Annotated in this window: 10 protein-coding genes (1 of these 10 running past the window's edge); 8 read left to right on the top strand and 2 right to left on the bottom strand. The window is 70.1% G+C overall.

The genetic code is table 11. The features are described 5' to 3' along the window. Positions 1–219: 219 nt before the first annotated feature. Both DA075_RS30825 and DA075_RS30820 read right to left on the bottom strand, forming a co-directional pair. On the bottom strand, positions 220–585 hold the full coding sequence (locus DA075_RS30825; protein WP_099956979.1) for a response regulator: 366 nt from the start codon (positions 583–585) through the stop codon (positions 220–222). A 75-nt stretch (positions 586–660) separates the two neighbouring features. Further along, entirely contained in the window at positions 661–948 is a 288-nt protein-coding gene (locus DA075_RS30820; protein ID WP_099956978.1) for an STAS domain-containing protein, read from the bottom strand. Positions 949–1,154: 206 nt separating this feature from the next. On the opposite strand from DA075_RS30820, the gene DA075_RS30815 reads away from it, so the two are divergent. The 8 genes from DA075_RS30815 to DA075_RS30780 all read left to right on the top strand — a co-directional run. After that, entirely contained in the window at positions 1,155–2,369 is a 1,215-nt protein-coding gene (locus DA075_RS30815; protein WP_244936689.1) for a methyl-accepting chemotaxis protein, read from the top strand. Between the two features lie 527 nt (positions 2,370–2,896). Beyond that, on the top strand, positions 2,897–4,954 hold the full coding sequence (locus tag DA075_RS30810; RefSeq protein ID WP_099956976.1) for a chemotaxis protein CheA: 2,058 nt from the start codon (positions 2,897–2,899) through the stop codon (positions 4,952–4,954). Continuing rightward, positions 4,951–5,415 (top strand): chemotaxis protein CheW, encoded by a 465-nt coding sequence (locus DA075_RS30805; protein ID WP_420813173.1) that lies wholly within the window; start codon positions 4,951–4,953, stop codon positions 5,413–5,415. The genes DA075_RS30810 and DA075_RS30805 overlap by 4 nt, the downstream gene beginning before the upstream one ends. Before the next feature lie 19 nt (positions 5,416–5,434). After that, entirely contained in the window at positions 5,435–7,705 is a 2,271-nt protein-coding gene (locus tag DA075_RS30800; protein WP_099956975.1) for a HAMP domain-containing methyl-accepting chemotaxis protein, read from the top strand. A 258-nt stretch (positions 7,706–7,963) separates the two neighbouring features. After that, positions 7,964–9,910 (top strand): methyl-accepting chemotaxis protein, encoded by a 1,947-nt coding sequence (locus DA075_RS30795; protein WP_244936688.1) that lies wholly within the window; start codon positions 7,964–7,966, stop codon positions 9,908–9,910. A 130-nt stretch (positions 9,911–10,040) separates the two neighbouring features. Beyond that, positions 10,041–12,008, top strand: coding sequence for a methyl-accepting chemotaxis protein (locus DA075_RS30790; protein WP_174800199.1), 1,968 nt, complete (start codon positions 10,041–10,043; stop codon positions 12,006–12,008). 226 nt (positions 12,009–12,234) lie between these two features. After that, complete coding sequence (locus DA075_RS30785) at positions 12,235–12,708, top strand: chemotaxis protein CheW (protein WP_099956974.1); 474 nt, start codon at positions 12,235–12,237, stop codon at positions 12,706–12,708. A 60-nt stretch (positions 12,709–12,768) separates the two neighbouring features. Next, positions 12,769–13,580, top strand: partial view of a CheR family methyltransferase gene (locus tag DA075_RS30780; protein WP_244936687.1) — the 5' portion only. It continues 58 nt past the right edge of the window; only the first 812 of its 870 coding nucleotides appear in the window; the start codon lies at positions 12,769–12,771; the stop codon falls past the right edge of the window.

Below are 13,580 nucleotides of genomic sequence, written 5' to 3'. Positions count from 1 at the left end.
GACCACGGTGCCCCGCACCCGCCGCGCGGACTTGAGCACGGCGGGTGACCATCCATCGAACGCTTTGTCGCTTCGGCGGTCCATCACGGTCGGCCGACCCGCATGGAACCCGCAGCATGGCTGGGATTCACCCCGTCGAGCGGGTCGAGGCGGCCGAACACCCATCGCGGCGAGCCCGGGCCCCCGGAGCCTCGCGAACCGCCGGAGCCGCGGCCGGGATCAGGCGCGGGTCAGCTTGGAGACGACGGCGAGCAGCTGCTCGGGCTTGAACGGCTTGGTGATCCAGCCCGTCGCGCCGGCGGCCTTGGCCTGCTGCTTGATGCCCTCGTCCGATTCCGTGCTCAGGAACAGGATCGGCACGCCGGTCAGGGCCGGCAGCGTCCGGAGGGCCTTGATCATGTCGAGGCCGTTCATCACCGGCATGTTGAGATCGGTGATGACGAGGTTGAGGGCGTTGGACTTGGCCTTGGCGACCCCCTCGGCACCGTCCCCTGCCTCGATGACGGTATGTCCGGCGGGGCCGAGAACAACCTTGATCATCTGCCGGATGCTCAAGGAATCGTCGACGGCGAGAACGGTAGCCATGGGAAGGAAAACTCCGGGAAGATCGTGTTGCGGGGAGGGCGTGCAGGACGAGGGGAGGTCGGTGCGACGCGATGCTCAGGCGGCGTTGCGGAAAGGAGGCCGCGTGGTCAGGCCGGCCCGCGCGAAGGCGCCCTGCACGACGTCGGACGCGCCGACGAGGGTGAGCCGCTTCGCCCTCCGCTCCGCCGTGCCGGCCGCCGAGACGACGAGTTGCACGAAGGCGATGTCGGCCCGCTCGACCCCGGCGCAATCGAGAGCCAGGTCCGCGGTCGATGCGAGGGCGGCGGCGATCTCGCCGTGAAGGGCGCGGATCGACCGTAGGGTGCAATCGCCCGGCATCGTGATGGGGAGGTAATCTGACATGACGGCGCCGAGATCCTGGCGAGGCGTCCGAACCGCGCCTCGAAGGAAGACTATGCGGACTCCCCGTAAAACTTCCTTGAATCGATCGATCCGGTCGCGGACCGAACGCTAACGCTTCCGCAAGCATGGGGCCCGTAGCGTCACCACGATCCGAGACTCGCCGTGACGAGCGCGGACGCTACGAACGGTCCGACGGAGTGAGGACGATGATTTCCGAGGTGGCGCAGGTGACGCGGGAGCGCCCCCGTACACGGTGGCTGCAGTCCCGCGCGCAAGCGCCGGCCCTCGTCGCGGCTGCGGTCGCCCCGGCTGCGGTCGTCTCCGGCGCCGAACCGGCCGCGCCGGCCGCGTCGGCCGCCGCCGATCTCCAGCACTCCTGCGATCTCCTGCAATCCTGGCTCGGCCTGTCCGCCCTGCAGCGGCGGGCGCTCGACGCGCTGGTCGGCGAGCTCGGTCTCGCGTCGAGCCACATGGAGGAGAGCGTCCACGGCCTGACGCATCGCTTCGAGAACATCGCCGCCACGACGCGCGACCAGGCCGAGATCGTGCAGGGCCTCGTCACCTCGATCCAGGCCGTCGAGATCGACGGACGCTCGGTCCCCCTCGCCGACGTCGCCTCCGGGCTCGGGGAGACGCTGACGGCGCTGATGGACAAGGTCGGCCGGCTCTCGCGCGAGGGCGGCGCGACGGCGCGGGCGCTCGATTCGGTCCTGGCTGAGATCGACGCGGTCGAGGGCAGCGTCGCGCGGATCGAGGCGATCAACCGACAGACCAACCTCCTGGCGCTCAACGCCAAGATCGAGGCGGCGCGGGCGGGCGAGGCGGGCCGGGCCTTCGCGGTGGTGGCCGACGAGGTCCGCCAGCTGGCGCAATCGATCAACGCGCTCTCCGGCACCATCAAGGAGCAGATCGGCTCGATCGCCACCGGCCTGCGCGACAGCCACGGCCTCCTGCAGGACATCGCGACCGTCGACGTCTCGGACGAGAGCCGCAGCGCCGAGGCGCGCGTCCACACGGTGATGCAGGCGCTCGTCGCACAGAATTCCCGGTTCGCCGGCGTCCTGCAGCAGACCGCCGAGACGACGCAGTCGATCACGGCCGACGTGTCGGGCGCCATCGTCGCCATGCAGTTCCAGGACTTGACGAAGCAGCGCCTCCAGAACGGCGAGACCGTGCTGCGGGCGCTGGCCGCCGAATTCGGGCGGATGGCCGAGGCGACGGCGGCGCGGGGGCTCGATGCGCCGGAAACCGAGCCCGACCAGGCCTGGGCCGAGGCGATGATCGCCGCCTGCACCCTCGGCGAGGTGCGGGACCGCCTCCGGCAGCACGTGCTGGGCCGGAGGCCGGACTGCGCGCAAGCCAACAAGGCCGCGAACGCGGCGCAGTCGGCGGACGATCTCGACGGCATCGACCTGTTCTGACGGCGCGCTCGCGCGGGTCGCGGGGGGAGCGCGTCCGCACGATCGGACCGATCACCCGGGAGGCCGGTCCAGCCCGCGTCGCCGCCGCCATGGCGTCGGCCCGGCGCCACGCGGGGAGCCGCACGGACGGCCGGTATCGAGCCGGCCAGCTCGATCCAAGCCGGGCCTTTGCCGTCATCTGCGTAAGCGCGCCGCGCCGCGCCCGCGACGCCGTGCGCCATCGGCCCGGCGCGGCCCCTCCTCGCCCCGCTCCCCTTGGGGTAGACGGCAAATTTTACCGTAAGGGAGCGCGTAGCGTTCGATTGCTAACCGAAAATTATCCCATGACAGGCCAAGATACCGTCCTGCGAAATTCCGTATTTCTCAGCAAATCTTCGCAATTTTACGAATCTTGCCGCCCCTCGCACGACCCGGGCTGCGGCACGGGACGCGATTGACGGAGGTGGGCCGGGGGCGGCGTGACGCATTCGTCTTCGTGATACCCGCGCGATCCAAGAGTCCCGCGCGATCCAAGGGTCGATGCAGACATGACTTCCCTCAACCCGGTCGACGTGTTCCGCATGGAGGCCGACGAGCTTCTCGCCTGCCTCGAGACCACGCTGCTCGATCTCGGCGAGAAGCCTCAGGACAGAGCCCTGATCGACACGGCGTTCCGTGCGCTCCACACCATCAAGGGCTCGGGGGCGATGTTCGGCTTCGAGCGCGTGGCGGCGTTCACGCATGACTTCGAGACCGCCTTCGACCTCGTGCGCCAGGGGCGGGTCCCGGCGAGCGTCGACCTCGTGAACGTCGCGCTCTCGGCCAAGGACTATATCCGCCTCCTGATCGAGGATCCGGACGGGGCCGAGCCAATCTTCGGCCAAGCCATCCTCGACGAGCTCAGCGGCCTCGTCGGCCGGGCGACGGGCCGTGCGGAGGCCGCGCCGGCCCCTGGGGCCGCACCGGTCGCCGGGGCGGCCGGCTGGCGGGTCGGGATCGCCTTCGCGCCGGACATCCTGCGCAACGGCACGAACCCGCTCGCCCTCCTCGACGACCTGCGGGACCTCGGGGCTCGCACGATCGTGCCGCGGCTCGACGCCGTGCCCGACCTCGCCGCGCTCGATCCCGAGGCCCTGTCGATCGGCTGGGAGGTCACGCTGCCGGCCGGCGTGACCCGGGAGGCCATCGAGGACGTGTTCCTGTTCGTCCAGGACGAGATGACCCTCACCCTGACGCCGCTCGGCGGCGAGGCCGCGATGCCGGTCCCGGCGGAGATTCCGGCGCAGGTCCCGCCCGAGCCGGTCGTGACCGAGGAGGCCGCCGCGGATCCGGTGGCGCGGCTCGCCGCCATGCCGCCGGCCGCTCGTCCCGCTCCCCCTGCCCCGCCGCCGCCTGAGCCGCGGGCGGGCGCGCGACGGAGCGAGGAGCGCACCGCCAGCACGGTTCGGGTCGAGGCCGGGCGCCTCGACGAGCTGATGGACCGGGTCGGGGAGCTCGTCATCGCCCAGGCCCGGCTCAGCCAGCTCGCCGGCCTGCACGCCGATTCCGGAATCAAGACGGTGGCCGAAGAGATCGAGCGCCTCTCGGCGCGCTTACGCGACACCACGATGAGCATCCGCATGGTGCCGATCGGGGCGCTGTTCGGCCGCTTCCGGCGCCTCGTCCATGACCTGTCGCGGGATCTCGGCAAGCCGGTCGACTTCGTCACCGAGGGCGAGGAGACCGAGCTCGACAAGACCGTGATCGAGCGCCTGGCCGATCCGCTGGTCCATCTGATCCGCAACGCCATCGACCACGGCATCGAGGATCCGGGGCAGCGTGCGGGCACGGCCAAGGACCCCACAGGCCGCATCACCCTCTCGGCCGAGCATGCCGGCGCCCAGGTGCGGGTCAGCGTGCGCGACGACGGCGCCGGGCTGGACGCGGCCCGCATCCGCGCCAAGGCCGAGGAGAAGGGGCTCGTCGCCCCCGGTGCCGTGCTGACCGACCAGCAGGTCTACCAGTTCCTGTTCGCCCCCGGCTTCTCGACCGCCGCGACGATCTCGGCGCTGTCGGGCCGCGGAGTCGGCATGGATGTCGTCAAGAAGACGATCGAGGGCTTGCGCGGCACGATCGACATCGCGACCGTGCCGGGGGCCGGCACCACGGTCACCTTGCGGCTGCCGCTGACGCTGGCGATCATCGAAGGATTGCTGATCCGGGTCGGCGAGGGGCGCTACGTCGTCCCGCTCTCGGCGGTCGAGGAATGCGTCGAGCTGCCCGAGAACGACCGGGCGAGCCGCGGCCGGGACTTCCTGAACATCCGCGGCGCCCTCGTGCCGTTCCTGCGCCTGCGGTCGCTGTTCGACGCGGAGGGCGAGCCCGACCCGTATCAGAAGGTGATCATCGTCTCGGTCGGCGCGACCCGGGTCGGGCTCGTGGCCGACCAGATCATCGGCAACCACCAGACGGTGATCAAGTCGCTGTCGAAGCTGCACGCCGACGTGACGACCTTCTCGGGGGCGACGATCCTCGGCGACGGCACCGCCGCCCTCATCATCGACGTCGGACGGCTCGTGACCGGCGGTCATGCGGAGCTGCCGCGCGAATACCAAGAGGTGGCATGATGACAGGCTCAGTGGAAGCCCTGCGGCAGGTGGGCGGCCTGCAGGTAGTGATGGTGCGCATCGGCTCGGAGACCTTCGCGCTCGATGCCGGCATGGTGCGCGAGATCATCGACCCGATCTCGACGACCCGCGTGGCGGGGGCGCGGGCGCATCTCGACCGGGTCATGAACGTGCGCGGCAACGTCGTGCCGCTCGCCGACATCCGCGAGCGCTTCGGCATGAAGCCGGAGGCCGTGACGCCGGATACCCGCTTCGTGGTGATCGAGGTCGGGATCGCGGGCGATCCCGTCGTCGTGGCCCTCGTCGCCGACAAGGTCTTCGAGGTGACGGAGGTCCAGACCGGCACGGCGCAGCAGGTGCCGAAGGTCGGCACCTCGTGGCGGCCCGAATACATCAAGTCGATCGTCAAGTGCGGGGACGACTTCGTCATCCTGCCCGACGTCGAGCGGATCCTGAACTGAGCGAGGCCGGAGACATTCCATGCGTTTCACGATCAAGGCGAAACTCGCCGGCGGCTTCGCCTCGGTCCTCGTCCTGGCCGGCGTGGCCGGCGGCGTCGGGTACCAGAAGCTGACGGCGGCCGACGAGGCGATGAAGTTCGTCGTCGGCCGCGCCGAGGTGCAGACGCACGTGCTCGACGCGAAGGCCAATGCCCTCCGGGGCATCTCGAACACGCGCGCCGCGGTCATCAGCGCGGATGACGCCCAGATGGCCCACTTCAGCAAGCGCGTGGCGGAGAACGCCGCCGACACGCTCGCCGCGATGGCGAAGGCGAAGACCTACATCAACTCCGAGGAGGGCCGGCGCCTCTTCGAGGATCTGTCCGCCAAGTACGACACCGTGCGCGCCGTGGGCGCCAAGGTGCTGGAGCTGACCCGGCTCAACTCGAATGCCCGGACGTGGTCGGAGATCACCACGACTGGGCGTCCCGCCACGGCCGCTTTGCGGGCGGACCTGGAGGCGATCATCAAGGGCCGGTCGGGCGAGCCGGGCGACGACGAGTTCGTCCGTGCCGCGGCGGGCTTCCAGGCCCGTCTGGAGCGGGCCTGGGGCCAGATGCAGTCGGCGACCGGTGCCACGAGCGTCGAGGCGCTGGAGCAGCGCGTGACGGCCGCCAAGCAGGTGCGCGAGGAGATCACGCGCGCGATGGACGAGTTGCTCCGCGTCGCCGCCGCCCGCAACGTCCCGGTCGAGGCGATCCGGCAGAAGTTCAATGCCTGGGCCGCGTCGTTCCAGAAGGCCCTCGCGACCGCCGAGAGCGGGAGCAGCATCAAGGCCGCGGCCCTCGCCTCGGGCGATTACTCGACCGCGAGCACGACTGCGGTCGGTGCCTTCGACGCCCTGGTCGAGTTCCAGAACAAGCGCATGGCCGATGCGGTGGCGCGGGCCAAGGCGGAATCGAGCGAGGGCCAGACGCTGCTCCTCGCGGTGATCGCGGGCGCGCTCCTGCTCGGCCTCGCCATCGCGACCTGGCTGGCCGTCACGATCTCCCGGGGCTTGAGCCGGGCGGTGACGCTCGCCGACGCCGTGGCGCTGGGCGATCTCAGCCAGACGGTCACGGTGACCTCCCGCGACGAGATCGGCGACCTCGTCACCGCCATGAACCGGATGACCAGCAACCTGCGCGCGACCGCCGGCCTCGCCGACGCGATCGCGGGCGGCGACCTCACGGTGGAGGCCAGGCCCCTCTCCGAGAAGGACGCGATGGGCCTCGCCCTGCAGACGATGCTGACGCGCCTGCGCGCCGTGGTGGCGGATGCGGCGGCGGCGGCGAGCAACGTGTCGGCGGGGTCGCAGGAGCTGTCGGCCTCGGCCGAGCAGCTGTCGCAGGGCTCGACCGAGCAGGCGGCCTCGACCGAGGAGGCCTCGGCCTCGATGGAGGAGATGGCCGCCAACGTGAAGCAGAACGCCGAGAATGCCGGCCAGACCGAGACCATCGCCCGCCAGTCTGCCAAGGACGCCGAGGCGAGCGGCGTGGCGGTGGGCCGTGCCGTCGAGGCGATGCAGACCATCGCCCAGAAGATCACCATCGTGCAGGAGATCGCCCGCCAGACCGACCTGCTGGCGCTCAATGCCGCCGTCGAGGCGGCGCGGGCCGGCGAGCACGGCCGGGGCTTTGCGGTGGTGGCGAGCGAGGTGAGGAAGCTCGCCGAGCGCTCGCAGACGGCGGCAGCCGAGATCGGGACGTTGTCGATCGACACCGTGAAGGCGGCGCAGGCGGCGGGCGACATGCTGGGCCGTCTGGTTCCGGACATCAAGCGGACGGCGGCCCTGGTGGAGGAGATCTCGGCGGCGTGCCGGGAGCAGGATGTGGGGTCCGGGCAGATCAACCAGGCGATCCAGCAGCTCGACAAGGTGACGCAGCAGAACGCGTCGGCGTCGGAGCAGGTGTCGGCGACGTCGGAGGAGCTGGCGGCGCAGGCCGAGACGCTGCAGGCGACGATCGCCTATTTCCGGATCGAGGGGGGCGACGCTCCGGCGGCGCGGTCGCGGCCAGTGGACGGGCGCGTGGACGGAGCCGTGTCGCAGCTGCGGGCCACGGCGGCCCGGATGGCCGCTCCCTCGGCGGTGGTGAGGTCGCCGGCCCGGGCCCCGGCCAAGGGCCTCGCCGCGGGCCGCCCGGCGCCGAAGGCCACACCTAAGTCCGTCACGCCGAAATCTGCCGCCGCCAAGTCTGCGGGCGGAGGCGGCTTTTCCCTCGACATGAGCGAGGGCGACGCGCGCGACGCCGACTTCACCCGCGTCGCCTGATGCGAGCCGGCGGCAGGCCCGGCTTGCCGCCCCCCGTCCGGACGGACGCGATCGAGATCCATCGATCTCTCCGCCCCTGCCCGGACGGGCATTCCGGGCGATCCGCCCGGATCGTCGTCGAGCCCAGACCGCAAGTTCTGATCACCCACAGTCCCCACTCCCGGCCGGGCCGTTCCACGGGAGGTCCGCGCACCGATCATTCCTCTGCGACCCGATCATGGGAAGGTTTCTTCGATGAGCATGTTCGACAATATTTCGATGCCTCGAAAGTTGGCCCTCACCTTCACCGTGATGCTGGCCGTCGAGCTGGGCGTGAACGCCGTCGTGCACTGGAAGTCGTCGGAGATCCGGCAGGCGGTCAACTGGTCGGATCACACGATTCAGGTGATCGACGCGACCAACCGCGCGCTCTCCGGGATGGTCGACCAGGAAACCGGCTACCGCGGCTTCCTCCTGTCCGGCGACCCGAAGTTCCTCGCTCCCTACCAGAGGGGCTGGGAGACCTTCAACGACGCCTGGCGCCGGGCCAAGACCCTGACGGCCGACAACCCGGCCCAGCAGGAGCGGCTCGAGGCGGTCCACCGGCTGGCGGAAGCGTGGCATAACGGCGTGGCCGAGAAGGGCATCGCCCTGATGGCCAATGCCGAGACGCGCGACGCCGCCCGGCAGACCGAGATCGCCGGCGCCGGCGCCGGCAAGGAGGCGATGGACGGCCTGCGCGCCAAGGTCGCCGAGGTGATCGGCACCGAGAACGCCCTGATGCAGACGCGGCGCAACGCGCAGGATGCCGCCTTCGACACGACGACGCAGATGATCGTGTTCGGCATCCTGGCCACCCTGCTGATCGTGGCCGGCATCGCCTTCATGCTGATCCGCACCGTGGCGAGGCCCGTGAACCGGGTCAGCGCCAAGCTTGCCGACCTCGCGACCCCGCTCGATACCGGGCGGCGCGACGAGGTCGGGCAGATCCAGGGCACCGCGCTCGCGGTCGAGCAGGCCTTCCGGGAGATCTCCGAGGTTCTGGCGGCCGCCTCGGTCGGCGACTTCTCCAAGTCGCTGTCGAAGGATTACGGCGGTCTCAGCAGCGAGGTGCAGGCCAATCTCCGCGCGATGACCACGAACCTGCGGGCCGTCGCCGACGTCGCGACCGCGATCGCCGACGGCGACCTGACCATCGAGGCGAAGCGGCTCTCGGACAAGGACGGGCTCGGCATCGCCCTCGAGCAGATGCTGGCGAAGCTGCGCACCGTCGTGTCGGAAGCCTCCGCGGCGGCGAGCAACGTGTCGGCGGGGTCCCAGGAGCTGTCGGCTTCGGCCGAGCAGCTGTCGCAGGGCTCGACCGAGCAGGCGGCCTCGACCGAGGAGGCCTCGGCCTCGATGGAGGAGATGGCCGCCAACGTGAAGCAGAATGCCGAGAATGCCGGCCAGACCGAGACCATCGCCCGCCAGTCTGCCAAGGACGCCGAGGCGAGCGGCGTGGCGGTGGGCCGTGCCGTCGAGGCGATGCAGACCATCGCCCAGAAGATCACCATCGTGCAGGAGATCGCCCGCCAGACCGACCTGCTGGCGCTCAACGCCGCCGTCGAGGCGGCGCGGGCCGGCGAGCACGGCCGGGGCTTTGCGGTGGTGGCTTCCGAGGTGAGGAAGCTCGCCGAGCGCTCGCAGGCGGCGGCAGCCGAGATCGGGACGTTGTCGATCGACACCGTGAAGGCGGCGCAGGCGGCGGGCGACATGCTGGGCCGTCTGGTTCCGGACATCAAGCGGACGGCGTCGCTGGTGGAGGAGATCTCGGCGGCGTGCCGGGAGCAGGATGTGGGGTCCGGGCAGATCAACCAGGCGATCCAGCAGCTCGACAAGGTGACGCAGCAGAACGCGTCGGCGTCGGAGCAGGTGTCGGCGACGTCGGAGGAGCTGGCGGCGCAGGCCGAGATGCTGCAGGCGACGATCGCCTATTTCCGGATCAACGGGGCCACCGCCCCGGCGGCCGGGCCGCAGCAGGTGCACGGGCGCGTGGACGGAGCCGTGTCACAGCTGCGGGCCACGGCGGCCCGGATGGCCGCTCCGTCGGCGGCCGTGAAGTCGCCCTCCCGGGCGGCGGCCCGCTCGGCGGCCAAGCCCAAGGCCAACGGGCTCCATGGCAGTGGCTTCGCCTTCGACATGAGCGCCGCCGAGGACGTCCGCGACCAGGAGTTCAAACGCGCTTGATGCGGCCGATCCGGACGCCGCGGCGGCGTCCGGATCGGCCGAGATCATCACCCGGCGCGTGGCCGCCCGCTCGTGCGCATTCCGCACCTGTCCGTTGATCCGTTTCCCTTATTTTCCAGAAAGAATGCTCATGTCTCTCTTCGTAGGGATGAAAAGTTCATCCAAGACACGGGTGGCCCTGGACGAGATACATCGGCTGGGGCAGGTGATGGCCAGCGGCAACCTGTCTGCGCGAGCCGATCTGGAGACGGCAACAGGAGATGCGAGGGCGATCCTGGTCGCCGTCAACGGGCTGCTCGAAGCCGCGACACGTCCGGCCCTCTCGTTCGGCGACTGCATCGGCCGGATGTCGTCCGAGCATGACAAGGGCGATATCGACGTGTTCGTTCCGGTCGACCGCTTCAGCGGCGATTTCGCCGTGATGGCGCAGGGCGTCAACCAGATGGTCGCCGGCCACATCGCCGTGAAGAAGAAGGCGATGGCCTGCGTCAAGGCGTTGGGAGAGGGCGATTTCAATGCGCCTCTCGAGGCGTTTCCGGGCAAGAAAGCCTTCATCAACGACACGATCGAGACGCTGAGAGGCAATCTCAAGCGCCTGATCGCGGACATGAACCGCATGTCGTCCGAGCACGACAAGGGCGATATCGACGTGTTCGTTCCGGTCGATCGCTTCAGCGGCGACTTCGCCGTGATGGCGCAGGGCATCAACCAGATGGTCGCCGGCCACATCGCCGTGAAGAAGAAGGCGATGGCCTGCGTCAAAGCGTTCGGAGAGGGCGATTTCAATGCGCCTCTCGAGGCATTCCCCGGCAAGAAAGCCTTCATCAACGACACGATCGAGACGCTGCGCACCAATCTCCGATCGATCACCGCCGAAATCCAGCACCTGATAACAGCCTCTACGGCGGGTCGCCTCAGCGAAAGAGGCGATGCCAGCCAATATGTCGGGGATTTTGCCAAGCTCGTGCTCGGCATCAACGGGATGCTCGACGCCATCATCCTGCCGATCATGGAGGGCAACCGCGTCCTCAGCCTCGTCAGCTCCGGCGACCTGACACAGCGTGTCGACATCGAATGCGAGGGTGACCATCAGCGCATGAAAGAGGCGGTCAACGCGCTGGTCGACAGCCTGACGACCTTCGCCGTCAATGTCGCGGATGCGGCCGGCAAGGTTGCGGGTGGCAGCCAGGAGCTGTCGGCCTCGGCCGAGCAGCTGTCGCAGGGCTCGACCGAGCAGGCCGCCTCGACCGAGGAGGCCTCGGCCTCGATGGAGGAGATGGCCGCCAACGTGAAGCAGAACGCCGAGAATGCCGGCCAGACCGAGACCATCGCCCGCCAATCGGCCAAGGACGCCGAGGCGAGCGGCGTGGCGGTGGGCCGTGCCGTCGAGGCGATGCAGACCATCGCCCAGAAGATCACCATCGTGCAGGAGATCGCCCGCCAGACCGACCTGCTGGCGCTCAACGCCGCCGTCGAGGCGGCGCGGGCCGGCGAGCACGGCCGGGGCTTTGCGGTGGTGGCTTCCGAGGTGAGGAAGCTCGCCGAGCGGTCGCAGACGGCGGCGGCGGAGATCGGGACGTTGTCGATCGACACCGTGAAGGCGGCGCAGGCGGCGGGCGACATGCTGGGCCGTCTGGTGCCGGACATCAAGCGGACGGCGGCCCTGGTGGAGGAGATCTCGGCGGCGTGCCGGGAGCAGGATGTGGGGTCCGGGCAGATCAACCAGGCGATCCAGCAGCTCGACAAGGTGACGCAGCAGAACGCGTCGGCGTCGGAGCAGGTGTCGGCGACGTCGGAGGAGCTGGCGGCGCAGGCCGAGACGTTGCAGGCGACGATCGCCTATTTCCGGATCGAGGGGGGCGAGCCCTCCGTGGGGCGGTCGCGGCCAGCGAACGGGCGCGTGGACGGAGCCGTGTCGCAGCTGCGGGCCACGGCGTCCCGGATGGCCGCTCCCTCGGCGGTGGTGAAGTCGCCGGCCCGGGCCCCGGCCAAGCGGGTCGCGGCGGGCCGGCCGGCGCCGAGATCGCTCGGCGGGGGCTTTGTCCTCGACATGGGCGAGGGTGACGAGCACGACGCCGACTTTACCCGCGTCTCCTGAGCCGGACACGGCCTGCGGGCGTGTCCGCCCGCAGGCCCCACCGTCCCCGTGCCTCTCACGAAGCTCCCGTTTTCCTCCTCCTGCGAGGACGGCACCCCCGAAGCGGGCGTTTCGTGAGGTGCACCGAAGGCCCCCGGCCGGGAGCCTCTCCGATCACCCCATCATGCGATCACCAGGTCGTGCCTCGTCGTCCCGAGGCCGGCCGCAGGCAAGGCGGAGCGCCAGGATGTCGAGTGTGTGGCAATATCTGACCCTCGGTCTCGGGCGCGAGACCTTCGGGATCGACATCGAGAACGTCCAGGAGATCCTGGATTACCGCGTGCCCGCGTCGCTGCCGCAGGCACCCGCCTTCCTCGTCGGCATGATCGACGTGCGCGGCCAGAGCTATCCGGTGGTCGACCTGCGGACCAAGCTCGGCCTGCCGCCGGAGGAACCGACGCCGGCGACCCGGATCATCCTGCTCAACGTGCCGATGGCGGAGCGCACGATGCGGGTCGGCTTCGTGGCCGACCGGGTCTTCGAGGTGACGGAGCTCGACCGCGCCGAGATGGAGGCCGCCCCCGAGGTCGGCGGACGCTGGCGCTCCAGCTACATCGCCGGCATCGGCCGGCGCGGCGACGCCTTCGTGGTCGTATTCGACCTCGCGCGCCTGATGGCGGGCGACGAGCCGGCTCTCGCCGGTCCTGCTTTGGCGGCCTGAGAAACCGGGGCTCAAGTGATCCTTCCTGAAGCGACCCTTCCGCGAGCGGCTCGTCCTGCCGTGCCCCTCTCCCCCACGCCCCTCCCCCTCACGTCGCAGCAGCTGAGCGAGCGTTACTTCCGGTCGATCGCCGAAGTCATCGAGGAGCGCGTCGGCATCCAGCTGCCGCCCTCCAAGCGCACGATGGTGGAGGGGCGCCTGCGCAAGCGCGTGCGGGCTCTCCAGCTCGAGAGCCTGGACGCCTATGCCCGTCACCTCTTCGACGAGGGGCGGCTGGCGGACGAGTTCGTGCACCTCGTCGATTGCGTGACGACCAACAAGACCGACTTCTTCCGCGAGCCGGCGCATTTCGACCTCCTGCGCGAGACGCTGGTGCCGCGGCTCTGCACCCTTCCCGCCCATCGCGGCGAGCGTCCGCTCCTCAAGGTCTGGAGTGCCGCCGCCTCCACCGGGGCCGAGGCCTACACCCTGGCGATGGTCCTGCAGGACATGATCGCGGCGGGCCACCCCTTCGCCTACGCGATCCTCGGCACCGACGTCTCGACGGAGGTCCTGCGGTCCGCCATGGACGGGATCTACTCCGACGAGATGCTCGCCGCGGTGCCGCCGGAATCCCGGCGCCGCTACGTCATGACGGCCCGCGACCCCGCCCGGCAGGTCGGCCGGATCGTGCCCGAGCTGCGCCGCCGGGTCCGCTTCCGCCACCTCAACCTCATGGACGAGCGCTATTCCGTCGACCGCGACGTCGACGTCATCTTCTGCCGCAACGTGCTGATCTACTTCGACCGGCCGACGCAGAAGGCGGTGCTCGGACGGCTCGCCAGCCACCTGCGCCCGGGCGGCTACCTGGCCGTGGGCCATTCCGAATCGAT

This window comes from Methylobacterium currus, from assembly GCF_003058325.1.
In the GTDB taxonomy this organism is placed as follows: Bacteria; Pseudomonadota; Alphaproteobacteria; order Rhizobiales; family Beijerinckiaceae; genus Methylobacterium; species Methylobacterium currus.
This window is presented reverse-complemented; position numbering and strand designations above follow the sequence as displayed.